Source organism: Georgenia sp. EYE_87, from assembly GCF_023148685.1.
Lineage (GTDB): Bacteria > Actinomycetota > Actinomycetes > Actinomycetales > Actinomycetaceae > Georgenia.
In genome coordinates, this window is sequence record NZ_JAHXNL010000002.1 from 402,855 (window position 1) to 427,794 (window position 24,940).

Sequence of the window (24,940 nt, forward strand, 5' to 3'; positions counted from 1 at the left end):
GGGCCGCCCGCCATCCGGCCACCGGGCAGGCCCCGGGGGTCGACGGCGCGATGCGAGAAGATGGCAGGGCCGGCGCACGGCCGCGCCGGTAACGCGAACGAGAGGCATGGAGCAGCAGTGAGCCAGCAGCAGCCCGGCAGCGCGGACGACTTCCGCATCGAGCACGACACGATGGGCGAGGTGCGCGTCCCGCGCGACGCCCTCTACTCCGCGCAGACGCAGCGGGCGGTCGAGAACTTCCCCATCTCCGGGCGCGGCCTCTCCTCGCACCACATCGCCGCGCTCGGGCAGGTCAAGCGCGCCGCCGCGATCGCCAACGCCGAGCTCGGTGTCCTCGACAGGGAGGTCGCCGACGCCATCGTCGGTGCCGCCGAGGAAGTCATCGCGGGCCGGCACGACGCGCAGTTCCCCATCGACGTGTTCCAGACCGGCTCGGGCACGTCGTCGAACATGAACACCAACGAGGTGGTCGCCAACCTCGCCTCCACCCGGCTGGGCCGCCCGGTCCACCCGAACGACCACGTGAACGCGTCGCAGTCCTCCAACGACGTCTTCCCGTCCTCCATCCACATCGCGGCCGTCCAGGCTGTCGTCGAGGAGCTGATCCCCGGCCTGGAGGTCCTGGCCACCTCGCTCGAGCGCAAGGCCGAGCAGTGGAAGGACGTCGTCAAGTCCGGGCGCACGCACCTCATGGACGCCACCCCGATCACCCTCGGGCAGGAGTTCTCCGGGTACGCCACCCAGATCCGCTACGGCATCGACCGCGTGAACGCCACCCTGCCGAGGCTCGCCGAGCTGCCGCTGGGCGGCACCGCCGTCGGCACCGGCATCAACACCCCGCTCGGATTCTCGCAGCGGGTCATCGAGCTGATCGCCGAGCACACCGGCCTGCCGCTGGTGGAGGCGCGCAACCACTTCGAGGCCCAGGCCGCCCAGGACTCCCTCGTGGAGACCTCCGGCGCCCTGCGCACCATCGCGGTCTCGCTGACCAAGATCGCCAATGACCTGCGCTGGATGGGCTCCGGCCCGCGCACCGGCATCGGCGAGCTGCAGCTGCCCGACCTCCAGCCCGGCTCCTCGATCATGCCGGGCAAGGTCAACCCGGTCGTGCCCGAGGCCACCGTCATGGTCGCCGCCCAGGTCATCGGCAACGACGCCGCGATCGCCTTCGCCGGCGCGCAGGGCAACTTCGACCTCCTGGTCATGCTGCCGGTCATGGCCCGCAACCTGCTCGAGTCGATCACTCTGGTCGGTAACGTCTCCCGGGTGCTCGCGACGAAGACGGTCGACGGGCTGGTCGCCAACGAGGAGCGGTGCCTGGAGCTCGCGGAGTCCTCGCCGTCCATCGTCACCCCGCTGAACCGGATCATCGGCTACGAGGCGGCGGCGAAGATCGCCAAGCACTCCGTGGCCAAGGGCATCACCGTGCGTGCCGCGGTCGAGGACCTCGGCTACGTCGAGCGCGGGGAGATCACCCCCGAGCAGCTCGACGCCGCCCTCGACGTGCGGTCGATGACGGCGCCGAAGCAGGCCTGACCCCCCGACGACGACGGCGCCCCTCTCCACAAGAGGGGCGCCGTCGTCCTGCGTGGGCTCACATCGCGTTCGGGGTCAGAGCAGGGAGACCGCCTGGCGGGCGATGGCGAGCTCCTCGTTGGTCGGCACGACCAGCACGGCCACGCGGGCGCCGTCGGGCGAGATGAACCGCGCCTCCTTGCTGCGGGCCTCGTTGCGGGCCTCGTCGATCTCGACGCCGAGGAACTCCAGTCCCGCGACGGCCCGGGCCCGGACGATCGTGTCGTTCTCCCCGACGCCGGCGGTGAAGCTCAGGACGTCGAGCCCGCCCATCACGGCCGCGTAGGCGCCGATGTACTTGCGCAGCCGGTGCGCGTAGACCTCGACGGCGAGCGTGGCCGCCTCGTCCCCGGACTCCGCGAGACGGTGCACCTGACGCAGGTCGTTGTGCCCCGTCAGGCCCTTCATGCCCGAGCGCTTGTTGAGCAGGTCGTCGATCTCGTCGATGCTCATGCCCGCGTTGCGGGCGAGGTGGAAGACGACGGCCGGGTCGATGTCCCCGGTGCGGGTGCCCATCACCAGCCCCTCCAGGGGCGTCAGGCCCATCGAGGTGTCGACCGCGTGCGCGCCGACGACCGCGGAGGCGGACGCCCCGTTGCCCAGGTGGAGCACGATCTGGCGCAGGTTCGCGCTGTCGCCGCCGACCAGCTCCGCCGCCCGGGCGGAGACGTACTGGTGCGAGGTGCCGTGCGCGCCGTACCGGCGGACCTTGTACCGCTCGGCCACCTCCCGGTTCAGCGCGTACGTCGCCGCCGGTGCCGGGAGGTTGCGGAAGAACGCGGTGTCGAAGACCGCGACGTGCGGGACGTCCGGCAGCAGCTCCCGCGCCACGCGGATGCCGGTGAGGTTCGGCGGGTTGTGCAGCGGCGCGACCGGGGAGAGCCGGTCGATGACGCCGACCACCTCGTCGTCGACAAGCACGGGCCCGTCGTAGTACTCGCCGCCCTGCACGACCCGGTGGCCCACCGCGACGATGTTCGCGTCCGCCAGCACCGGCCCGACCTTCTCGAACAGCCCGAGCACCGTCCGCATGCCGTTCGCGTGATCCGGCACCGGGTCGTGCAGCTCGGTGGTCTCGCTGCCGGCACGGTGCTTCACGTGCCCCTCGCTCTCGCCGATCCGCTCCACGAGCCCGGACGCCAGGGACTCTCCCGAGGCGGGGTCGACGAGCTGGTACTTGATCGAGGACGAGCCGGAGTTGATGACGAGGACGGTCGAGCTCATGCGTTGTTCTCCTTGAGGGTGGCGGCGACGGCGGACTGCTCGGTCCCGCCCTCGGCGGGGCGGCCGGCGGTGTCGGTGGCGGTGCTCGTCGTCGGCGCGGTGCTCGTCGTCGGCGCGGTGCCCGCCGCGGCGGCGGCGTCCGCCTCCGCCTGGACGGCGGTGATGGCGACGGTGTTGACGATGTCCTGCACGAGGGCGCCGCGCGAGAGGTCGTTGACCGGCTTGTTCAGGCCCTGCAGCACCGGGCCGATCGCGATGGCGCCGGCCGAGCGCTGGACGGCCTTGTAGGTGTTGTTGCCGGTGTTGAGGTCGGGGAAGATGAAGACCGTCGCCCGGCCGGCGACGTCGGACTCCGGAAGCTTCGTCGCGGCCACCGAGGCGTCCACGGCGGCGTCGTACTGGATCGGGCCCTCGACGAACAGGTCGGGGCGCCGCTCCCGCACCAGGGCGGTGGCGGTGCGCACCTTGTCCACCTCGGCACCGGATCCGGACTGGCCGGTGGAGTAGGACAGCATGGCCACGCGCGGCTCGATCCCGAACTGCACCGCGGTCTCCGCGGAGGAGATCGCGATGTCGGCGAGCTGCTCCGCCGTCGGGTCCGGGTTGACCGCGCAGTCCCCGTAGACGAGCACCCGGTCCTCCAGGCACATGAGGAAGACCGAGGACACGATCGACGTGCCCTGCCGGGTCCGGATGATCTCGAACGAGGGCCGGATGGTGTGCGCCGTGGTGTGGTTGGCCCCCGAGACCATCCCGTCGGCCGTGCCGGTGTGCACCATCATCGTGCCGAAGTAGGAGACGTCCCGGATGATCTCGCGGGCCCGCTCGACGGTCATGCCCTTGTGGGCGCGCAGCCGGGCGTACTCCCGGGCGAAGGGCTCGAGCAGGTCCGACGTGGCCGGGTCGACGACGGCGGCCGCCTCGATGTTCAGGCCCAGCTCGGCGGCGCGGGCCCGCACGTGCGGCTCGCTGCCCAGCAGGGTCAGGTCCGCCACGTTGCGCGAGAGCAGGGTGGACGCCGCACGCAGGATACGGTCGTCGTCGCCCTCGGGCAGGACGATGTGCTTGCGGGCGGCCCGCGCCCGCTCGAGCAGGCGGGACTCGAACATCAGGGGCGTGACGACGTCGCTCGGCGGGACGTCCAGGAGGTGCAGGACCTGCTCGGGGTCGACGTGCTGCTCGAACAGCCCCAGGGCGATGTCCCGCTTGCGCTGGGTCCCGCGGGAGACCACGCCCCGCGTGCGGGCCACGATCGAGGCGGACTCGTAGGTGTCGTGCGGGGTGGCGATCACCGGCAGGCGCTGGCCGAGGCCCTCGACCATCTTCACCACCTGGTCCGACGGCTTGTAGCCGCCGTTGAGGACGATGCCGGCGAGGGAGGGGAAGTTGTCCGAGGCGTGCGCCGCCACGAGGGTGATGAGCACCTCGGGCCGGTCGCTGGCCGCCACGCACAGCTGGCCCTCGCGCAGCCGCTCGAGGATGTGCTCGGTGTTCATGCCGGAGACGAGCATGTGCTCGGCCTCGCGGTCCAGGAGGGCCTCGTCGCCGAGCACGAGCTCCCCGCCGAGCGCCGTCATGAGGTCGCGGACCACCGGGGCGGAGAGGAGCGGGACCTCGGGCAGGGCCCACGCGGGCAGGCCCTCCCGCGCGAGCCGCTCCCGCACGGCGTCGAGCTGGTCCGGGTCGCACCGGTTGGCGAGCACCCCGACCGTGGTGGCGTGCTCCTGGGCGATCTCGGCGATGGCGAGCTCGGCGACCTGGGCGACCTCGTCGGCGCTCCGGCCGAGCGCGGAGACCACGAGGAGCACGGGCGCGCCGAGGTTGGCGGCCACGCGGGCGTTGAACGCCAGCTCCGCGGGGGTGGCGACGTCGGTGTAGTCCGAGCCGACGACGATGACGACCTCGTGGTCCCGCTCGACCGGCCGGTACGCCTCGACGATGCGGCTCAGCGCCTCCTCCTGGTTGGCGTGGACCTCGTCGTAGGTGACGCCCAGCGCGTCCTCGTAGCCGACGTCGACGCCGCCGTGCCCGAGCAGGAGCTCGACCACGGTGTCCCGCTCGCTGCGGCTGCGGGTGACGGGGCGGAAGATGCCCACCTTCTCCACGCGCCGGGCGAAGAGGTCGACGAGCCCCAGCCCGACGGCCGACTTCCCGGTGTGCCCCTCGGCGGAGGCGATGTAGATGCTGCGGGCCACGCGCGGGTCCCTCTCTCCTCGTCGCCGGCCTGGCCGGCGGGTTCGTCGTCCTACGGCGTCGTCACCGACGCCCGGCAGTGGTGGTCCCGGCGCGGGGCGCTCTGCCGCCCGGCGCCGGGACCGCTGCTCCTGCGGGTGCTGCTACTCGTTGTCACCGCCGGTGGTCAGGAAGGCGTTGGGGCCGCCCTGCTCGGTGCCCGTCTCGCCGACGTCCGGCCACACCCAGTCGGCCACGGCCGGGATGTCGGTGCCGTTGTCGTACGCGTACATCCGCGCCTCGAGGCGGGCGTCGATCATGCGCTGCTTCAGCGGACCGTACTTGGACCCCAGGCCCGGGACCCGGTCGATGACGTCCATGACCAGGTGGAAGCGGTCGAGGTCGTTGCGCATGACCATGTCGAACGGGGTGGTGGTCGTGCCCTCCTCCTTGAACCCGCGCACGTGGAGGTTGCTGTGCCCGTTGCGCCGGTAGGTGAGGCGGTGGATCAGCCACGGGTAGCCGTGGTAGGCGAAGATGATCGGCTTGTCCGCGGTGAAGATGTTGTCGAAGCCGCGGTCGGAGAGCCCGTGCGGGTGCTCCTTCTCGTCCTGCAGCCGCATGAGGTCCACGACGTTGACGAAGCGGACCTTGAGGTCCGGGACGTTCTGGCGGAGCAGGTCCGCGGCGGCCAGCGCCTCCAGGGTCGGCACGTCGCCGGCGCAGGCGAGGACGACGTCGGGGTCCTCGCCCTCGACCTCCGAGCCGGCCCAGTCCCAGATCCCCAGCCCGCGGGCGCAGTGCTTGATCGCGTCGTCCACGCTCAGGAAGTCGGGTGCGGGCTGCTTCCCGGCCACCACGACGTTGACGTACTGCTTGGATCGGAGCACGTGGTCGTACGTGGACAGCAGGGTGTTCGTGTCCGGTGGCAGGTAGACCCGGATGATGTCGGCCTTCTTGTTGACCACGTGGTCGATGAACCCGGGGTCCTGGTGGGAGAAGCCGTTGTGGTCCTGGCGCCACACGTGCGAGGACAGCAGGTAGTTCAGCGAGGCGATGGGCTGGCGCCACGGGATGTGGTTGGTGACCTTCAGCCACTTGGCGTGCTGGTTGAACATCGAGTCGACGATGTGGATGAACGCCTCGTAGGAGCTCATCAGGCCGTGCCGGCCGGTGAGCAGGTAGCCCTCCAGCCAGCCCTGGCACTGGTGCTCGCTGAGCACCTCCATGACCCGGCCGGCCCGGGCGAGGTGGTCGTCGGAGTCGGTCGGCAGGTAACCGGCGTTCCACTGCTTGTCCGTGACGTCGTAGACGTCCTGCAGGCGGTTGGAGGCGGTCTCGTCCGGCCCGAAGATCCGGAAGTTCTCCGGGTTGAGCCGGACCACCTCGCGCAGGTACTTGCCCAGGACGCGGGTGGCCTCGGTCATCGGCCCGCCCGGCGTCTCGACGTCGACGGCGAACTCGCGCCAGTCGGGCAGCTTCAGGTCGCGCAGCACGAGGCCGCCGTTGGTGTGCGGGTTCGCGCTCATGCGCAGGTGCCCGGTCGGGGCCAGCGAGGCGATCTCGGGCAGGAGGCGGCCGTTCTCGTCGAAGAGCTCGTCGGCGCGGTAGGACTTCAGCCACGTCTCGAGGTCCTGCAGGTGCTCGTCGGTGTCGCGGGCGCTGGCGAGCGGCACCTGGTGGGCGCGCCACGAGTCGGTGCTGCGCTTGCCGTCGATCTCCGCCGGGCCGCTCCAGCCCTTCGGGGACTTGAAGACGATCATCGGCCACAGCGGCCGCTCCAGCTCGTCCTCGGGCGTCTCGGCGGCGCGGGCCTTGATCTCGGCGATCTCGTCGAGGACGACGTCGAGCAGCTCGGCGAACCGGCGGTGGAAGTCCGCCGGGTCGTCGCCCTCGAACCCGCCGGTGAAGAAGTGCGGCGTGTGGCCGTAGCCGCGCATCAGGTCGGCGAGCTCCTCCTCCGGGATGCGGGCGAGCACGGTGGGGTTGGCGATCTTGTAGCCGTTGAGGTGCAGGACGGGCAGGACCACGCCGTCCTTGGCCGGGTTGACGAACTTGTTCGAGTGCCAGGAGGTGGCCAGGGGGCCGGTCTCCGCCTCGCCGTCGCCGACGACGGCGAAGACCAGCAGGTCGGGGTTGTCGAACGCGGCGCCGTAGGCGTGCGAGAGCGCGTAGCCGAGCTCGCCGCCCTCGTGGATCGAGCCCGGCGTCTCCGGGGCGACGTGGGAGGGGATGCCGCCGGGGAAGGAGAACTGCTTGAACAGCCGGCGCAGACCCTCCTCGTCCTGGGTGATGTGGGGGTAGGTCTCGGTGTAGGTGCCCTCGAGGTAGGTGTTCGCCACCAGCCCGGGGCCGCCGTGGCCGGGGCCAGTGATGTACATGGCGGAGAGGTCGCGCTCGTTGATGGCGCGGTTCATGTGCGCGTAGAGGAAGTTCAGGCCCGGCGTCGTGCCCCAGTGGCCCAGCAGGCGCGGCTTGACGTCGTCACGGCTGAGCGGGCGCCGCAGCAGCGGGTTGTCCAGCAGGTAGATCTGTCCGACGGACAGGTAGTTCGCGGCCCGCCACCAGGCGTCCACCTGCTCCAGCGTGGCGTCGTCGAGCTCGTGCGGGGCGGCGTCGGCGCGTGTGCGCCAGGCCGTCGGGGCTGGGGACGTGGTGGTCATGCGAGATCTCCTCCGTTGATCGTCTCCGACCGGCGCATCCTGGGCTCCCGGACCTCAGCCCGAGGCGCCGGGACCGGCCGGGTCGAGGCCTGCATTCCGACGTCGTTCAGTCTCCTCCATTTGTCCCATTCGTGCGTGGGCGGGCGGTCCCGGCCCGGCGCAGGACGACCGCCCTGTGCCCAAGAGCACAGGGCCGTGAGCACGGGCCGCGGCACGTAACCTGGGACCGTGGACCCACGCCGCACCCTCCGGTCCGACCCTGCCGGGGCCGAGACCGCGCCCGGCGGTCCCCGCGGCGCCCGTCCGGCCGACGACCACCTGCCGGCCGACGACCACCTGCCGGCCGACGATCTCCCGGCCGACGACGTCGCTCGCGACGCCGTCGGGCCCGGCGAGCTCGGGTCGCTGGAGCTCGGGCCCGACGACCTCGCGCCCGCCGACGGCCAGCCGCCGGCGGACGGCACCCTCCGCGACTACCGCCGGGTCGCCCTCACCCCGCGGATGATCGGCCTGTTCGTCCTCCTGCTCGCCGCCGCCCTGGTCTGCGTGCGGCTGGGGGCGTGGCAGCTCGACCGGGCGAGCCTCCGGGGCGCCACCGAGGCCGAGGAGGCGCACGCGGCCGTGCTGGCCCGCGACACGGTCCCGATCGAGGACGTCCTCGCCCCGCAGACGTCCTTCCGGGCCGAGCACCTCGCCGTGCCCGTCGAGGTCACCGGCCGCTACGACGCCGACCAGCAGGTCTACGTCACCGGCCGCGCCGTCGACGGGCGCGACGCCGTCCTCGTCGTCACCGCCCTGCGGGTCGGCGAGGGCGCCCACGCCGGCGCGATGATCCCGGTGCTGCGCGGCTGGGTCGACCCGGCCGACGTCACCACGGCCGGCGGCGCGGCCGCCCCGGCCGACGACGCCACCGCCGACCTCCTGGCCGTTCCCGCGGGGGAGGTGACCGTGACCGGCTACCTCAAGGACTCCGAGGTCGGCCGCGGCGGGAACCTGCCCGACGGCGTCGTCGAGACCATCAGCTCCGCCGAGCTCGCCAGCCTGTGGGGCGGGCCCACCTGGAGCGGCCACCTCGTGGAGTTCACGACGACGGCGGACGGCCGGTCCGACGTCTCACCCACGAGGCTGTCCCACGTGCCGCCGCCCGGGATGGCGCAGGACACGGGGCTGAACATCCAGAACCTCGCCTACGCGGTCGAGTGGGTCATCTTCGGCGGCTTCGCGATCGCCCTGTGGGTGCGGATGGTCCGCGACGAGGTGAGGCACCGCCGCGAGGACGCCGGCCTGCTCTGACGCCCGGCCGGCTCCTCGGCCGCGGCTACTCCTGCTGCCAGGAGTGCCACAGCGCGGCGTACTCGCCGCCCGAGGCCACCAGCTCCTCGTGCGGACCGAGCTCGACGATGCGCCCGTCCTCGACCACGGCAACCCGGTCGGCGTCGTGCGCGGTGTGCAGGCGGTGCGCGATCGCCACCACGGTGCGGCCGGAGAGCACCGCGGACAGCGAGCGCTCGAGGTGACGGGCCGCGCGCGGGTCGAGCAGCGACGTGGCCTCGTCGAGCACCAGCGTGTGCGGGTCGAGCAGCACCAGGCGGGCGAGGGCCACCTGCTGGGCCTGGGCGGGGGTGAGCTCCAGCCCCCCGGAGCCCACCTCGGCCGCGAGACCGTCGTCCAGCCGGTCGACCCAGTCCAGCGCGTCGACGGCGGCCAGCGCCTCGCGCATGTCGGCGTCCGAGGCGTCGGCCCGCGCCAGGCGCAGGTTGTCCGCGAGCGTGCCGACGAACACGTGGTGCTCCTGCGTCACCAGCGCCACGTGCGAGCGCAGGTCCTCCTCGGGCAGGTCCACCAGCGGAACCTCGCCCACGGTGACCGTCCCGCCGGTGGGCGGGTGGATGCCGGCGAGCATGCGGCCGAGCGTGGACTTGCCGGCCCCGGAGGGCCCGACGACGGCGAGCCGCTCGCCGGGGACCAGGTCGAGGTCGACGTCGTGGAGGACGTCGGTGCCGGCGCGGTAGGCGTAGCGCACCTTGCGCGCCTCGACGTGCTCGTCCGTCGGCCGTGCGCCGGTGGGTGCCCGGTCCGGCTCGACGAGGCCGACGCCGAAGATGCGGGACAGGCTCGCCAGCGCCACCTGCAGCTCGTCGACCCAGAACAGCAGCTCGGAGACGTACGGGCGCACCTGCATGGAGTACAGGGCGATGGTGGTGACCGCGCCCAGGGACGCGGCGCCCTGCTGCACGAGCCAGGCGCCCCAGACCAGCGCGGCGGCCACGGGCAGCATGAAGGAGATGCCGAGCCAGAGGAACAGGCTCACCCGCATGCGCAGCGTGACGACCTCCGTCTGCCACGCCTCGGCGACGGCCCGGTCGGTCCGGGCCCGGCGGCGCGCACCCAGACCCAGGGCGTCCACCGTGGCGGCGTGCTCGACCGACTCGGTGAGCACGCCGTTGAGCCGCGCGTACGCCTCGGAGTTGCGCAGGTAGGCGGGGGTGGCGGTCCGGAGGTACCGACTCACCGCGAGGACGATGATCGGCACGCCCACCAGCAGCGACAGCGCCACCACGGGGGAGGCCAGGAAGGCCGCGACGACGGTGAGGAGGATGGTCGCGCTCGTCACGAGCACCCGCGGGACGCCGAACCGCACCATCCACTGGACGCGGTCGACGTCGTTGGTGGTCCGGCCCAGCAGGTCGCCCGTGCCGGCGCGCTCGACGGTCGAGAGCGGCAGGTGCGTGACCGTGGCGAGGAACTCCTCGCGCAGCCGGGCGAAGACCTCCTCGCCCAGGATCATCGCGTCGCGGTGGGCGAAGCGGGTCAGCAGCGTCTGGGCGAGCACCACGGCGACGAGCGTGAGGCCCGTGCGGTCCACGAACGACGCCGTCGTCCCGGCCGCGACGGCGTCGACGAGGTCCCCGAGGAGCCACGGCAGCGCGAGGGCGGCGAGGGCGGCGAGGGCCTGGACGGCCACCACCCGGGAGAGCCGGCCGCGGTAGCGGAGCAGCAGGGCGCCCGCCTGCCGGCGGACCGTCCGGGCGTCCGCGACGGGGAGCAGCATCAGGCGTCCTTTCCGTGGGCCGGGGCGGCCGCGGCGGGCTCGTCGGCGGCCGTGGCCTCGCGGGTGACGACGAGGCGGTAGGCGGCGGCGTCGGGGTCGCCGGCGACGGCCCGGGCGAGGAGGTCCCGGTGGGTCCCGCGGGCGCGCTCGCGGCCGCCGTCGAGCAGGACGACCTCGTCGGCGTGCTCGAGGACCAGCGGGGAGGCCGAGACGACGACGGTGGTCCGGCCGGCCCGGTGGTCCACGAGGCGGGTGGCGATCCGCGCCTCGGTGTGGGCGTCGACGGCGCTGGTCGGCTCGACGAGGACGAGGGTCTCGGCCTCGGTCAGCAGGGCACGCGCCAGCGCCACGCGCTGGCGCTGGCCCCCGGACAGCGAGCGGCCCTTCTCGGTGATCTCGCCGTCGAGGCCGTCCGGCATCGACGACAGCACGTCGTGCGCGTCGGCGACCTCGAGGGCCCGGTACAGGGCCGCCTCGTCGCCGCGGTCGCGCACGTCGAGCTCGTCGCGCAGGCGCCCGGTGAAGAGCTGCGGCGTCGCCCCGGCGACGACCACACGCTCGCGGACCTCGGCGAGCGGCAGGTCGGTCAGCGCGGTCCCGTCCAGGGTCACGGCGCCGTCGGCGTCGTCGAACCGGCCCAGGCGGGTGGCCAGGGCGGCGGAGTCCTCGGGCCGGGAGGAGACGATCGCCGTCGTGCGGCCGGGCCGGATGCGCACGCCGGTGGTGAGGTCGACCAGGTCGGCCGCGGCCCGGTCCTCCGACCCGCGCGCGTCGGACCCGCGCGCGGCCGCGCCGGCGGCGTGGTCGGTCCCGACCTCGGCCCCGTCGGTCGTGCCGACCCCGTCGGCCGCCTCGGACTCGGCGACCGTGCCGGCCGCGGGCCGGACCTTCAGGACGGCGATGACCTTGCGGGCCCCCACGCGCGCCCGGGTGAACATCTGCACGAACTGCGTCGCGGCGCGCAGCGGCTCGGAGAGGAAGGCCGTGTAGCCGTAGAACGCGACCAGCTGCCCGGCGGTGATCTCGCCGCGCAGCGCCAGGTGCGCGCCGAACCAGACGACGCCGGCGACGAACAGGCCCGGCAGAAGCACCTGGAGGGCCTGCAGGACCGCCGAGGTGCTCGCGACGCCGACCCCGGCGGCGCGCACCCGCTGGGACTGCTCGGCGTAGCGGGCCGCGAAGACGTCCTCCCCGCCGATGCCGCGCAGCACCCGGAGGCCGGAGACGGTGTCCGACCCGAGGGTCGTGAGCCGGCCCGAGGCCTCGCGGTGCACGGCCTGGCGGGCGTGCAGGGGCCGGACCAGGAGGGCGAGGACCGTCGTCGTCACCGGCAGGCCGACGAGGATCGCGAGCCCGAGCGGCACGGACTGCTGGAGCACCACCGCCGCGACCACCACGTAGGCGACGACTGAGCCGACGAAGCGGGGGAAGACCTCCATCATGTTGCCGATGTGGAACGCGTCGGACGCGACGGTCGAGACGACCTCACCCGTGGGCAGCTCGTCGGAGATCGCGTCGCCGGTGCGAGTGACGTGGTGCCCGACGAGGCGGGAGGTGCGGAAGGCCCCGTGCAGCCAGCCGCCGATCTCGCCGATGTGACCGAGGGCGGAGGCTCCGGCGCCGACGAGCCCGACCAGGACGAGCAGCCCGCACGTGCGGAGCAGCGCTTGGGAGAGGCCGTCGGCGAGGCCCTCGTCGAGCGCCGTCCCGAGGAGGTAGGGGACGGCCGCGAGGGCCACCGACTCGACGACGGCGAGCGCGACGGCGAGCAGGAGCACGCCCGCCTCGCGCCGGGCCAGCCACCCCAGGAAGGTCACCGGGCGGGTGAGCGGGGGATGACCGGGATGGCCGGAGGGGACGTCGAGCACGAAGGTGCAGGCTACGCGGCCACAGGGCGGGCGGCGACCGAATTACCGCGGCGGCACGCGCACCGCCGGAGCGCCGGGTGGACGGCGTGAGGACCGCACGTCGTGCTGGGGACCGACATCCGGACCGGGGTCCTCGGCGCAGAAGGAGGTCCTCGCGCGCACCTGAGAGACTGGGGGTGCAGCCACCGAGAGGAATCCATGAGCACCGAGCAGCCGACCCCGGCCCCCGCCCCCGCAGCCCCCGCCGTCGCCGAGCGGGAGCGGAAGGCGCGCAGCGCGTTCCGCAGCTACAAGGTGATGGCGTTCGTCACCGGCGGGATGCTGCTCCTGCTGTGCCTGGAGATGATCCTCAAGTACGGGTTCAACGGCGGTCAGCCGGTGCTCGGCACGTGGATCGCGATCGTGCACGGATGGATCTACGTCATCTACGCGGTCACGGTCTTCAACCTGTGGTCCACCATGCGGTGGGGCTTCGGCCGGGTGGTCGTGCTCATCGCCGGCGGCGTGGTCCCGGTGCTCTCCTTCGTGATGGAGCGGCGGGCGCAGCGCTGGTTCGACGCGGACCTGCCGGCGGTCCTCCGGCGGGTGGCCGCCCGCACGCGCTGACCCGAGCGCCGTCTATCCTGGCGGGCGTGAGCACCCCCGAACAGGCGTCACCGGCGCCCACCGACACCGCACCGCAGACAGCCCCGGGGACCACGTCGCCGGCCGCGCCCCGGCCCGTCCTCGTGGTCGACTACGGCGCCCAGTACGCCCAGCTCATCGCCCGCCGCGTGCGCGAGGCCAGCGTCTACTCCGAGATCGTCCCGCACACCATGCCCGTGCAGGACATCCTCGCCAAGGACCCGGCGGCGATCATCCTCTCCGGCGGGCCGTCCTCCGTGTACGAGGAGGGTGCCCCGGCCACCGACCCCACGCTCTTCGAGGCCGGGGTCCCGGTGCTCGGCATCTGCTACGGCTTCCAGTCGATGGCCCGCGCGCTGGGCGGGAAGGTCGCGAGGACCGGCACCCGCGAGTACGGCGGGACGGTCGTGAGGGTCGAGGGCGACGGCGAGCTGCTCGCCGGCTCGCCCACGCAGCAGACGGTGTGGATGAGCCACGGCGACTCCGTGCAGGAGGCCCCCGAGGGCTTCGACGTCCTCGCCACCTCCGACGGCTCCCCGGTGGCGGCCTTCGAGGACCGCAAGCGCCACCTCTACGGCATGCAGTGGCACCCCGAGGTCAAGCACTCCGTGCTCGGGCAGGAGGCCCTCGAGCGCTTCCTCTACGACGGCGCGGGGCTGGCCCCCGAGTGGACCCCCGGGAACGTCATCGCCGAGCAGGTCGAGGCCATCCGCGCCACGGTCGGCTCCGACCGGGTCATCTGCGGCCTGTCCGGCGGCGTCGACTCCTCCGTCGCGGCCGCGCTGGTGCAGAAGGCCGTGGGCGACCAGCTCACGTGCGTCTTCGTCGACCACGGGCTGCTGCGCGCCGGCGAGGCCGAGCAGGTCGAGCAGGACTTCGTGGCGGCCACCGGCGTCAACCTCAAGGTCGTCGACGCCTCGCAGACCTTCCTCGACGCCCTCAAGGGCGTGACGGACCCGGAGACCAAGCGGAAGATCATCGGCCGGGAGTTCATCCGCGCCTTCGAGAAGGCCGCCCGGGAGATCGTCGCCGAGTCCGGCGACGGCGAGGGCGAGGTCAAGTACCTCGTCCAGGGCACCCTCTACCCCGACGTCGTCGAGTCCGGCGGCGGCGAGGGCGCGGCGAACATCAAGAGCCACCACAACGTGGGCGGCCTGCCCGACGACCTGCAGTTCGAGCTGATCGAGCCGCTGCGGACCCTGTTCAAGGACGAGGTCCGGGCGGTCGGTCTCGAGCTCGGCGTCCCGGAGGCGATCGTCTGGCGCCAGCCCTTCCCCGGGCCGGGCCTGGGCATCCGCATCATCGGGGAGGTCACCGCCGACCGTCTCGAGGTGCTGCGCGCCGCAGACGCCGTGGCTCGCGAGGAGCTGACGAGGGCGGGCCTGGACCGGGACATCTGGCAGTGCCCCGTCGTGCTGCTGGCCGACGTGCGCTCGGTGGGGGTGCAGGGCGACGGCCGGACCTACGGTCACCCGATCGTGCTGCGCCCGGTCTCCTCGGAGGATGCGATGACCGCGGACTGGTCGCGCCTGCCCTACGAGGTGCTCGCGACGATCTCCAACCGCATCACCAACACGGTGCCGGAGGTCAACCGGGTGGTCCTCGACGTCACCTCCAAGCCGCCGGGCACCATCGAGTGGGAGTGAGCCCCGCGGCGCAGGGCGACCCCCCGCCGGGGCTGCGCGTCGTCCACGTCTCCGACTGCTTCCCGCCCCGGGTCGGCGGCATCGAGACGCAGGTGCGCGACCTCGCCGCGCACCAGGCCGCAGAGGGGTTCGACGTCCACGTGCTGACGGCGACGGCGGACCCCGCCCTGCCGGGCGGCGGCCGGAGCGGCAGCTCTGTCGTCGACGGCGTGCGCGTGCACCGGTTCGCGTCACGGACGACGCTCGGCGCGCCGTTCCACCCGCTCGAGGACGTGCTGGTGCCCCGGGCGCTGCGGGAGCTCCGCCCGGACGTCGTGCACGTGCACGCCGGGGTGGTCTCGCCGTTCGCCTTCGCCGGCGCCTCGGCCGCCCGGCGCATGGGTCTGCCGCTGGCGATCACGTGGCACTGCATGCTCGACGGCATCGTCCCCGCGCTGCGCCTCGGGGCGAGGGCGACCGGGTGGGACACCGCCCCGGCGGCACTCTCCGCGGTCTCCCGCGTCGCCGCCGACCGGGTCGCCGCCGCGCTGGACCGGCCGGCCGCCGACGTGCTCGTCCTCCCGAACGGGCTGGACGTCGCGAGGTGGGCGCCGGCGGTGCCCGACCTGCCGGAGGATCTTCCGCCGTCGGGCCCCCTGCGGGTGGTGGCGACGCAGCGGCTGGCCCCGCGGAAGCGGGTGGTGCCCCTCGTCCGCGTCGTCGCCGCGGCCCACGAGCGACTCGGCCGCTCCGACGGAGCGTCGAGGATCCGGCTCGACGTCTTCGGCGGCGGACCGGTCGGGCCCGTGGCGCGTGCCGAGGCCGCCCGAAGGGGTGTCGGCGACCTGGTCACCCTCCACGGGAAGGTTCCGCGCGGCGAGCTGACGCGGCACTACGCCGGCGCCCACGTCTTCCTCTCGCCGTCGCGGCTCGAGGCGTTCGGGATCGCGGCCCTGGAGGCCCGCGCCGCCGGGCTCGCCGTCGTGGCCGGGCGGGGGACGGGGATCAGCGAGTTCGTCGTGGACGGCGTGGACGGGCTGCTCACCCCCGACCGGTCCACCGGTCTGGACGACGACGCCGCCGACGCCGCCCTCGCGGAGGCGCTCGTCCGGCTCGCGGAGGACGGCGAGCTGCTCCGCCGGATCCTCACGCACAACCGGGGCCTCCCGCCCTCGGCCGGGTGGCCGGACGTGCTGGCCGCGGCGCGGCGGCTCTACGACCGGGCACGCGCCCTGGGCTGAGACGGAGGTCACCACCGCAGGTAGGGACACGCGGGGCGTCTAGGACCTTCGGCACGCCGAGGGGCGATATGTCCCCAATAGTGTTCTTCATGTCAGAACGGATCGGGCAAAACGCCTGAACCGGAAAGCTCGCCGGTGCACCCGGCACCTAGTCCTGAAGGGCATCTGCCATGAAGAACAGCACCGCCAAGCTCGCGGGCATCGTCTCCATCGTCGCCGGCCTCATCTTCATCATCGCCGGAGCCGTCACGTGGGGTCTGATCACCTCCAACCTCGCGGAGCAGAACATCACCGTGGCCGAGGACTCCTCGATGCTGCCCGGTGACGACGTCAACGGCCCGTTCTCCGCCTTCGCCGAGGCGCAGATCATCAACGAGCACGCGCTCTCCGCGACCGACGGCAAGACCTACGCCGAGCTCGGCGCCGAGGTCCGCGCCGCCGAGGAGGCCGGCGACACCGCCCTCGCGGAGGAGCTCCAGGGCCAGCGCACCACCGTCATGAACGCCTCGTTCCTGCGGGCCTCGCTGTTCACCTCGGTCGTCTCCTACGGCGTCGCCGCCCTGGTCGTCGGTCTCGGCGTCCTGCTCCTGATCTTCGGTGCCGCCTTCAGCTCCCTCGCCAAGACCGCCCCGGCCGTCGCCGCCGCCCCCGCTCGCAGCGAGGTGCCCGCCCGGGTCTGACCCTCAACCCGACGCACGGGAGCCCCGCCACCTTCTGGTGGCGGGGCTCCTTCGCGTCCGGGAGCGGTCAGGTGACGGGCCCGTCGTCGCGGTCACGCCTGCCGCGCTGGAGCAGCGGCACGAGGAGCAGCGCCACGGCCGCGACCACCAGCACGACGATCACCGAGAGCTGCAGGTCGAGCTGGTAGCCCAGCCCGGTGACCAGCGCACCGAACCCGGCCAGGGCCAGGACGAGGCCGAGGATCAGCGTGCCGGTCCGCACCCCGCGCGGTGCGGCCACGGGAGGGGCAGCGGTGGCCGCGGACCACACCGGCGGCTCGGGCGACGGGGACCAGGGCCGGGGCTCGGGAGTTGCGGACCATGCCGGCGGCTCGGTCTGCGGTCCGGGAGTCGCGGACCACGCCGGCGGCTCGGTCTGCGGCCCGGACCATGCCTGCCCGGGGGAGGCGGTCGGCGCCAGGCCGTCCGGCGTCGTGGAGCGCCACGTGCCCGTCTCCCCGGGCGGTGCGGCCGGGGACCCGCCGACCGGTGCGGCGGCTGCCGGCGCGTCGGGCGACGCGATGCCGGCCGCCGGAAGCGTGTGGGTTCCGGCACGGGCCGGCAGGACGTCGGTGTCGCCGTGGGTGGGCAGGACGTCGGTGCCCCCGCCGGCGGGCACGTTCTCGGGACGCGTCCCGCCGTCGTCGGGCAGGTCGTCGCGCTTGTCGTTCATCGTTGCTCCTCGATGTGGATGTTGCCGGCGCCCACGTGGACCTGGACGACGAGCTCGGCGTCGTCCTCCTGGGCGGCGGGCGAGAGGAAGGTGGCGTCGATCGCGTTCCCGTCGGCCCAGGTGACCGGGCCGACCGAGTCGGAGGAGCCGGAGCTGATCGGTCCCGACCAGCCGGGCTGGGTGAGCCCCCGGATCCGGCCCGCTCCCAGCTCGGCCTCGATCCGGACCGCGGCACCCTCGGGGACGGCCAGGCGGAGGTCACCCGCGCCGAGCGACAGGGGGACGGTGACCGGCTCGCCGGTCAGGTCGAGCTGGCTGAGATCGACGTCGAGGTCGCCCGCCACCAGCTGGTACCCGGCCGCCGCCGATCCGGCCGTGGCCGGGGTGAAGCTGCGGTCGCCGAACCCGGCACCGGTGCTCAGCCCCTCGTGGAACGGCGCGACCGTGGAGGCGAGCGTCGCCGGCACCACGACCAGCGCGAGCAGCACGCCGAGGATCGCCAGGGCGCCGCCGCGGCGCCCGCGCAGGGCGGAGGCCATCACGCCGAGCCCGAGCAGGAGCAGGATCGAGCCGCCGATGGTGACGGGCAGCAGCCAGCCCTGCGGGTCGGCCAGGTCCCACAGCAGCAGGGCAGCGGTGGTGAGGAGGCACAGCGCGAGCACCACGGCGACGACGGCGGAGCCTGGCCCGGGAGTCCGCGGGCGTGGAGGAACCGGAGGCAGGGGCCGGGCCTGGTACGGCGCGGGCGCAGGTGCGCCCTGGTACGTCGCCGTGGCCGGGTAGGCCTGGAAGTACGGCGGTTGGGCCGGGGTGTACCCGGTGGTGGGGGCAGGGTCAGGCCGCTGCGCGGCTCCCGGTGCCGGGTCGCCGTAGGCGGCGCGGCCGTACGCGGTGGACGCGGCCTCGTCGCGCTCCTCGGCCCAGGTGGCCGCCGGTGTGGAGGGCGGCGGTGGCGTCGACCACTCCTGGGGCCCACGAGCGGGCTCGGCAGCCGCCGGCCCGGCCGGGGGACGCTGCGGCCCGCGCCGGGAGATCGCCGCGACGACGATGAGCACGACCGCGACCACCGCCAGGCTGAAGAGGAACCAGCCGCCGCCGCGGTAGTCCCAGCCGCCCCACCAGGTCCCCGGCCGCGAGATGCCGATCACGGCGAAGGCGACGGCGCCGGCGAGGGCCGCGTCGACGTTGCCCCTCAGCGCCTCCTGGAGGTGGATCCGGCCGTCGGACTCCTCGGGCAGGAGCGCCCAGCCGAGGCCGTACAGCAGCAGGCCGAGGCCCCCGAAGAAGCTCATCACGACGAGGATCCCGCGCACGAGGAGCGGGTCGACGTCGAGGCGGCGGGCGACGCCGGCGGCGACCCCGCCGATCCAGCGGTCCTGCCCGCGCCAGATCCCCGTGCGGCGCAGGGAGTCGAAGAAGCCCGCGGTGCTCTCCTGCCGGGGCGGGCCTGCCCACGCGGGCGGCTCCTGCCGGGGCGGGCCTGCCCACGCGGGCGGCTCCTGCCGGGGCGGGCCTGCCCACGCGGGCGGCTCCTGCCGTGGCGGGCCTGTCCAGGCGGGCGGCTCCTGCCGTGGCGGGCCGCCCTCCGGGCCGGCATGAGCCGGTCCCGACTGCGGGCCGGACGGGGCCGGTCCGCCGTCGAGGGGACGTTCGTCGGGCGTCCGGTCCGGGCGTCCCGGCTCGGACGAGCTGTCATTGGTGGTCATGGACCAAGCCAACCGCTCCGGGGTCCCTCGCCACCATCGGGGACCACCCTGGTCGGACCCTGACCTTGCCCTCAAGGAACCCTGGAACATGGTCCCGCCGCCCGTGGGACGGGCCGCCGACGTGTGACGATGGGCCCGTGAGTGCACCCGCCGCACCCGGCGTCCGACGCCGGCTCCCGCTGCGCCGTCCCCGACAGGGGCGGTGGATCGCCGGCGTGTGCACGGGCCTGGCTGCGCACCTCGGCGTGCCGGTCCACTGGGTCCGGCTCGGCTTCGTCCTGACCTCCCTCGTGGCCGGCGCCGGGGCCCTCCTGTATCTCTGGCTGCTGATCACGGTCCCCGCGGGCGACCCCCTGGAGACGGTTCGCCCGGCGGGGCTGAGCCGCCTCGCCCCGCGCCTGCGCCTGGGGCAGCTGTCCGCCACGGCCCGCGACGTGACCATCGCGGTGGTGCTGCTGCTGGCCGCCGGGGTGCTGCTGCTCGTGCGCACGGACGTCGCGCTGCCGGCCTCGTGGCTGGTCCCGGCGCTCTTCGTCGCGGCAGGTGCGGCGCTCGCCTGGGGCGAGCTCGCCGCCGTCTCCAAGGACGACGGCGCCACCCGGGTGAGCCGCGGCAGGATCGTCCTGCGGGTCGGCGTGGGGGTGGCGCTCGCGGTGGTCGGCGCGCTCCTGCTCATCGGCCCCGGCCGGTCCCCGCTCGAGCTGATCCAGGCCACCCTCGCCGGGCTCGCGGTGGTGGCTGGGGTCGGCGTCGTCCTCGCCCCGCTCGGGCTGCGCCTGGTCCGCGAGCTCGGGGCCGAGCGCGTGGCGCGCGCCCGGGAGTCCGAGCGCGCCGACATCGCCGCCCACCTGCACGACTCCGTGCTCCAGACGCTGTCCATGATCCGTTCGCGGGCCGGCGACAACGAGGAGGTCGCGCGGCTGGCGCGGGCCCAGGAGCGTGAGCTGCGGGAGTGGCTCTACACCGACCGGCCCGAGCCCGGCACGTCCACGGCTGACGCCGTGCGGCAGGTGGCCGCCGAGGTGGAGGACCTCCACGGCGTGGCGATCGACGTCGTCACGGCCGGCGACGCCGAGCCGGACGCCCGAACCGAGGCGCTCACCGCCGCGGCCCGCGAGGCGCTGTCGAACGCCGTCGTCCACGGCCGCCCGCCCGTGAGCCTGTACGTCGAGGTCACCCCCGAGCAGACCGAGGTCTTCGTGCGCGACCGGGGGGACGGCTTCGAGGTCGACGCGGTGCCCGCGGACCGGCACGGTGTGCGACAGTCGATCATCGGGCGGATGGACCGCCACGGCGGGCGCGCCACCGTGCGCTCGCGCGCCGGCGGCACCGAGGTCCATCTCGTCATGCCACGGAAGGGGCAGCAGTGAACGACCAGCAGATCCGGGTCCTCCTCGTCGACGACCACGCCCTCGTCCGCACCGGGGTGCGGGCCGAGCTGACCAAGCGTGCCGCCGACGTCGTCGTGGTGGGGGAGGCGGAGGACGTCGAGGGCGCCGTGGCTGCCGTGCACGCCCTCCGCCCCGACGTCGTCCTGCTCGACGTCCATCTCCCCGGCGGCGGGGGCGGGGGCGGGGCCGAGGTGGTGACCGCCTGCGCCGACAGCCTCGCCACCACGAAGTTCCTCGCCCTGTCCGTCTCCGACTCCAGCGAGGACGTCGTCGCCGTGATCCGCGCGGGGGCGCGGGGCTACGTGACCAAGGCCATCAGCGCCGAGGACCTGGCCGACTCCATCCGCCGCGTCGCCGCGGGGGACGCGGCGTTCTCGCCGCGCCTGGCCGGCTTCGTGCTCGACGCGTTCGGCACCGCGGCCGCGGACGTCGCCGTCCGCGACGACGAGCTCGACCGCCTCACCGCGCGCGAGCGGGAGGTCATGCGTCTGATCGCGCGGGGGTACACCTACAAGGAGGTCGCCTCCGAGCTGTTCATCTCGATCAAGACGGTCGAGACGCACGTCTCGGCGGTGCTGCGCAAGCTCCAGCTGTCCTCCCGCCACGAGCTGACCCGTTGGGCCGCCGCCCGCCGGCTGCTCTGACGCGCCCGACGGCTGTGAGGCCCGCCACGAGCCTCCGGTTTCCGACGCCGTGCCACTGATCCGTACGCTGACCAGCATGGACATCCTGTCGGGCATCATCCTCGTCATCCACATGATCGGCTGGGCCATCGTGCTCGGCGGCGCTCTGACCTCGATGCGCGAGCCGCGCATCGCCAAGGGCGTGACGCACGGTGCCCTGACGGCCCTGGTGGCGGGCATCCTCCTGGTGGGCCTGGTCGAGATGGGCGGCGGCGAGGTCAACAACATCAAGATCGCCGTCAAGCTCGTGGTCGCCCTCGTCATCACCGCGATGGCGTTCTGGGGCGACAAGAACCAGGAGAAGGTGAGCCGCGGCTTCCTCGGCGGTCTCGCCGGCCTGACGGTGCTGAACATCGCGGTCGCCGTCCTGTGGCGCTGAGCGGCACCGCACCGGCCGGCACGGCAGGATGAGGCACCGTGGACCCCATCGCTGAGCTGATCGTCGGGCTCGTCATCGTCGTCGGACTCGTCGGCGCCGTCATCCAGATCTACCCGGGCAGCATCATCGTGGCCGTCGCGGTGGCCGTGTGGGGCGTCGTCACGGGCGGGACGATCGGCTGGGTCGTGGCCGTCGTCGGCGTGCTCGCCGTCGCCGTCGCCGGGGTCGCGAAGTACCTCTACGCGGGCCGCTACCTCAAGAGCGCCGGCGTGCCGAACCGGACGCTGCTGCTGGGGGCGGTGCTCGGCGTCGTCGGGTTCTTCGTCATCCCCGTCGTCGGGCTGCCGATCGGCTTCGTCCTGGGCGTGTACCTCTCCGAGATCGGGCGGCACCGCGACCACCGGGGCGCGTGGCGGGCCACCCTGGCCGCGATCAAGGCCACCGGGCTGACGATCCTCATCGAGCTGGCCGGCGCGCTGATCGCCACGGGGGCGTGGGTGGTCGGGCTCCTGGCGACCTGACTCCTGAGTCGGGCGCCACTGTGGGTGGAGGCCGCCGGTGTCGGTGCGGGCGCCTAGCATGGCTGCAACATGATCTCCCTGTTCGACAACCTGCCGCTGCCCGGCATCGCCGGCGCAGGAGTCCCGCCGCTGCCCGCCGCCGTCCCGCCGCGGGACGACGACGCAGCGGAACGACCCGGGCCCGCTGAGCCGGCGCCCGTCGACGACCCCGTCGAGCGGGCGCGCCGCCGCGCCGCCGGTGGTGGGCCCGCGGGTCGCGGCGCGGGTGGCGGCCGTGGTGACGCGACCGGCCGCGGCGACGAACCTCGCCTCGGTGGCGACCCCGCAGCCCTCCTGGAGGGGCTCAACCCGCAGCAGCGCGCCGCCGTCGTCCACTCGGGCGGGCCGCTGCTCATCGTGGCCGGCGCCGGCTCCGGCAAGACGCGCGTCCTCACGCACCGCATCGCGTACCTTCTCGCCACCGGGCAGGCCCGGCCCGGCGAGATCATCGCGATCACGTTCACCAACAAGGCCGCGGCCGAGATGCGCGAGCGGGTCAGCGACCTGGTCGGGCCCGCCGCGGGCCGGATGTGGGTGTCCACCTTCCACTCCGCGTGCGTGCGCATCCTCCGCCGCGAGCACGAGGTCCTCGGCCTGCGGTCGAGCTTCTCCATCTACGACGCCGCCGACTCCCAGCGGCTCATGACCCTGGTCTGCCGCCAGCTCGACCTCGACCCGAAGCGGTATCCGCCCAAGACCTTCTCCCGGAAGGTCTCCGACCTGAAGAACGAGCTGGTAGACCCGGAGGAGTACGCCCGCTCGGTCAGCGACTCGAACCCCTTCGACTCCGCGCTCGCACAGGCCTACAGCCTCTACAACCAGCGGCTGCGCCAGGCCCACGCCCTGGACTTCGACGACCTCATCATGACGACGGTGAACCTGCTGCAGGCCTTCCCCGCGGTCGCGGAGCACTACCGACGCAGGTTCCGGCACGTCTTGGTCGACGAGTACCAGGACACCAACCACGCCCAGTACGTCCTCGTGCGCGAGCTCGCCGGCGTGGACAGGGACGACGACGGGCGCGCCGACGGCGACCCGCGCGGCCTGCCGCCGGCGCAGCTGACCGTGGTCGGCGACGCCGACCAGTCGATCTACGCCTTCCGCGGCGCGACGATCCGCAACATCCTCGAGTTCGAGGAGGACTACCCGCAGGCGACGACGATCCTGCTCGAGCAGAACTACCGCTCCACGCAGAACATCCTCAGCGCCGCCAACGCGGTGATCTCCCAGAACCCCGGGCGCCGCGCCAAGAACCTGTGGACCGAAGCGGGCGACGGCCCCAGCATCGTGGGCTACGTCGCGGACTCCGAGCACGAGGAGGCCCGGTTCATCGCCGAGGAGATCGACCGGCTCGGCGACGAGCACGGCGTCCGGCCGGGCGACGTCGCGGTCTTCTACCGCACCAACGCCCAGTCCCGCGCGCTCGAGGAGGTGCTGGTGCGCACCGGCATCCCGTACAAGGTCGTCGGCGGCACGCGCTTCTACGAGCGCAAGGAGATCAAGGACGCCGTCGCCTACCTGCGCGCCGTCGCCAACCCCGACGACGCGGTGAACCTCCGCCGCATCCTCAACGTGCCCAAGCGCGGGCTGGGCGACCGCGCCGAGGCCATGCTCGCCGCGCACGCCGAGCGCGAGCGGGTCTCCTTCGGCGAGGCGATCGCCCACGCGGCCGCCGAGGGCGAGCAGCGTGACACCGTCCCGGAGGTCATCGGGCTGGCCACCCGCGCCCGCACCCAGGTGCGGGGTTTTCACGAGCTGCTCACCGGGCTGCGTGACCTCGAGGCCTCGGGCGCCACCCCCGCGGAGGTCCTGGACGCCGCGCTCGACCGCTCCGGCTACCTCGCGGAGCTGCGCGCCAGCGAGGACCCGCAGGACGCCACCCGGGTGGAGAACCTCGCCGAGCTGCACGCCGTGGCCGCCGAGTTCTCCAAGCTGGACCCCGAGGGCGGGCTCGGGGACTTCCTCGAGCGGGTGTCCCTGGTCGCGGACGCGGACCAGATCCCCGACTCCGACGGCGTCGACCAGGGCCAGGTGACCCTCATGACGGTGCACACGGCCAAGGGGCTGGAGTTCCCCGTCGTCTTCGTCACCGGCATGGAGGACGGCACCTTCCCCCACCAGCGGTCGCTCACCGAGACCGACGAGCTCTCCGAGGAGCGCCGGCTCGCCTACGTGGCGCTCACCCGGGCCCGCGAGCGGCTGTACGTCTCGCGCGCCGCGGTGCGCACCGCCTGGGGGATGCCGCAGGAGCTGCCCGCCTCCAGGTTCCTCGACGACATCCCGTCCGAGCTGCTGGACTGGCGCCGGGCCGAGTCGTCCATGGACGTCCTGCGCCAGGGGCGCGGCGGCTCGAGCGGCTTCGGGTCGGGCGGGTACGGATCCCGGTCCTACGGGTCCGCCTCCTACGGCGGCCGCGGTGGCGGCATCGGCGGGCGCGACCGCGAGGTCCGCGGCGCGTCCGGGGCTCGTAGCGGCCCGGTGCGCACCGGGAAGCTCGGCGTGAAGGACACCGCCACGACCGCCGGCACCAAGGTCGCCGACGCGGCTCCCCGTCCTGCCGGCGAGGGGCTCGGTCTGGACATCGGCGACAAGGTCACCCACGACACCTACGGCCTCGGCACAGTGGTCGGCCTCGAGGGTGCGGGCTCCTCCGCCGTCGCGAAGATCGACTTCGGCGGGGGCCAGGTCAAGCGGCTGCTCCTGCGGTACTCCCCGGTCACCAAGCTCTAGCCCGCGCCCCGGCCGGTCCGTATTCGCAGGGCGTCTCCCGCGCGCCTGCGCCGTG

The 24,940-nt window shown here is 73.8% G+C and carries 18 protein-coding genes; 11 read left to right on the plus strand and 7 right to left on the minus strand.

Going from position 1 to position 24,940, the window contains the following annotated elements; translation table 11 throughout:
- Positions 1 to 117: 117 nt before the first annotated feature.
- On the plus strand, positions 118 to 1,536 hold the full coding sequence (locus KZX45_RS05275) for a class II fumarate hydratase (protein ID WP_308221707.1): 1,419 nt from the start codon (positions 118 to 120) through the stop codon (positions 1,534 to 1,536).
- Positions 1,537 to 1,611: 75 nt separating this feature from the next.
- Here the strand turns inward: KZX45_RS05275 and KZX45_RS05280 are convergent, their stop codons facing one another.
- From KZX45_RS05280 to KZX45_RS05290, 3 genes are all read right to left on the minus strand, one after another.
- The gene (locus tag KZX45_RS05280) at positions 1,612 to 2,799 is read right to left on the minus strand and encodes an acetate/propionate family kinase (RefSeq protein ID WP_248256645.1); all 1,188 of its coding nucleotides are present in this window, start codon (positions 2,797 to 2,799) and stop codon (positions 1,612 to 1,614) included.
- Positions 2,796 to 4,994, minus strand: a complete 2,199-nt coding sequence (pta, locus tag KZX45_RS05285) for a phosphate acetyltransferase (RefSeq protein ID WP_248256646.1) — start codon at positions 4,992 to 4,994, stop codon at positions 2,796 to 2,798. The genes KZX45_RS05280 and pta overlap by 4 nt, the downstream gene beginning before the upstream one ends.
- Before the next feature lie 141 nt (positions 4,995 to 5,135).
- Positions 5,136 to 7,634, minus strand: a complete 2,499-nt coding sequence (locus tag KZX45_RS05290; protein ID WP_248256647.1) for a phosphoketolase — start codon at positions 7,632 to 7,634, stop codon at positions 5,136 to 5,138.
- Between the two features lie 228 nt (positions 7,635 to 7,862).
- Here KZX45_RS05290 and KZX45_RS05295 point away from each other — a divergent pair, with 228 nt between their 5' ends.
- Positions 7,863 to 8,927, plus strand: a complete 1,065-nt coding sequence (locus tag KZX45_RS05295) for an SURF1 family protein (RefSeq protein WP_248256648.1) — start codon at positions 7,863 to 7,865, stop codon at positions 8,925 to 8,927.
- 25 nt (positions 8,928 to 8,952) lie between these two features.
- Here KZX45_RS05295 and KZX45_RS05300 read toward each other — a convergent pair whose 3' ends face one another.
- Together KZX45_RS05300 and KZX45_RS05305 are read right to left on the minus strand one after the other, a co-directional pair.
- Positions 8,953 to 10,686 carry an ABC transporter ATP-binding protein gene (locus KZX45_RS05300; protein WP_248256649.1) on the minus strand — a complete coding sequence of 578 codons (1,734 nt, stop codon included), beginning with the start codon at positions 10,684 to 10,686 and terminating at the stop codon, positions 8,953 to 8,955.
- Positions 10,686 to 12,554 (minus strand): ABC transporter ATP-binding protein, encoded by a 1,869-nt coding sequence (locus tag KZX45_RS05305; protein WP_248256650.1) that lies wholly within the window; start codon positions 12,552 to 12,554, stop codon positions 10,686 to 10,688. Before KZX45_RS05305 ends, KZX45_RS05300 begins: the two co-directional genes overlap by 1 nt.
- 198 nt (positions 12,555 to 12,752) lie before the next feature.
- On the opposite strand from KZX45_RS05305, the gene KZX45_RS05310 reads away from it, so the two are divergent.
- The 4 genes from KZX45_RS05310 (at position 12,753) to KZX45_RS05325 (ending at position 16,724) form a co-directional block, all read left to right on the plus strand.
- Complete coding sequence (locus tag KZX45_RS05310; protein ID WP_248256651.1) at positions 12,753 to 13,160, plus strand: DUF3817 domain-containing protein; 408 nt, start codon at positions 12,753 to 12,755, stop codon at positions 13,158 to 13,160.
- A 122-nt stretch (positions 13,161 to 13,282) separates the two neighbouring features.
- On the plus strand, positions 13,283 to 14,824 hold the full coding sequence (gene guaA, locus KZX45_RS05315; RefSeq protein WP_248256772.1) for a glutamine-hydrolyzing GMP synthase: 1,542 nt from the start codon (positions 13,283 to 13,285) through the stop codon (positions 14,822 to 14,824).
- A complete protein-coding gene (locus KZX45_RS05320; RefSeq protein WP_248256652.1) occupies positions 14,821 to 16,044 on the plus strand; it encodes a glycosyltransferase family 4 protein in 1,224 nt (407 codons plus the stop codon). Before guaA ends, KZX45_RS05320 begins: the two co-directional genes overlap by 4 nt.
- Before the next feature lie 170 nt (positions 16,045 to 16,214).
- On the plus strand, positions 16,215 to 16,724 hold the full coding sequence (locus KZX45_RS05325; protein ID WP_248256653.1) for an aromatic ring-opening dioxygenase LigA: 510 nt from the start codon (positions 16,215 to 16,217) through the stop codon (positions 16,722 to 16,724).
- 67 nt (positions 16,725 to 16,791) lie between these two features.
- On the opposite strand, the gene KZX45_RS05330 is transcribed toward KZX45_RS05325, so the two are convergent.
- Positions 16,792 to 17,436 carry a hypothetical protein gene (locus tag KZX45_RS05330; RefSeq protein WP_248256654.1) on the minus strand — a complete coding sequence of 215 codons (645 nt, stop codon included), beginning with the start codon at positions 17,434 to 17,436 and terminating at the stop codon, positions 16,792 to 16,794.
- On the minus strand, positions 17,433 to 19,142 hold the full coding sequence (locus KZX45_RS05335; protein WP_248256655.1) for a PspC domain-containing protein: 1,710 nt from the start codon (positions 19,140 to 19,142) through the stop codon (positions 17,433 to 17,435). The genes KZX45_RS05330 and KZX45_RS05335 overlap by 4 nt, the downstream gene beginning before the upstream one ends.
- 137 nt (positions 19,143 to 19,279) lie before the next feature.
- Between KZX45_RS05335 and KZX45_RS05340 the strand changes: the two genes are divergently transcribed.
- The 5 genes from KZX45_RS05340 (at position 19,280) to KZX45_RS05360 (ending at position 24,885) form a co-directional block, all read left to right on the plus strand.
- Positions 19,280 to 20,512 (plus strand): ATP-binding protein, encoded by a 1,233-nt coding sequence (locus KZX45_RS05340; RefSeq protein ID WP_248256656.1) that lies wholly within the window; start codon positions 19,280 to 19,282, stop codon positions 20,510 to 20,512.
- The gene (locus KZX45_RS05345; protein WP_248256657.1) at positions 20,509 to 21,177 is read left to right on the plus strand and encodes a response regulator transcription factor; all 669 of its coding nucleotides are present in this window, start codon (positions 20,509 to 20,511) and stop codon (positions 21,175 to 21,177) included. Before KZX45_RS05340 ends, KZX45_RS05345 begins: the two co-directional genes overlap by 4 nt.
- A 76-nt stretch (positions 21,178 to 21,253) precedes the next feature.
- The gene (locus KZX45_RS05350) at positions 21,254 to 21,595 is read left to right on the plus strand and encodes a hypothetical protein (protein WP_248256658.1); all 342 of its coding nucleotides are present in this window, start codon (positions 21,254 to 21,256) and stop codon (positions 21,593 to 21,595) included.
- Positions 21,596 to 21,633: 38 nt separating this feature from the next.
- Positions 21,634 to 22,116 carry a DUF456 domain-containing protein gene (locus tag KZX45_RS05355; RefSeq protein ID WP_248256659.1) on the plus strand — a complete coding sequence of 161 codons (483 nt, stop codon included), beginning with the start codon at positions 21,634 to 21,636 and terminating at the stop codon, positions 22,114 to 22,116.
- Between the two features lie 69 nt (positions 22,117 to 22,185).
- On the plus strand, positions 22,186 to 24,885 hold the full coding sequence (locus tag KZX45_RS05360; protein ID WP_248256660.1) for a UvrD-helicase domain-containing protein: 2,700 nt from the start codon (positions 22,186 to 22,188) through the stop codon (positions 24,883 to 24,885).
- Positions 24,886 to 24,940: the final 55 nt, after the last annotated feature.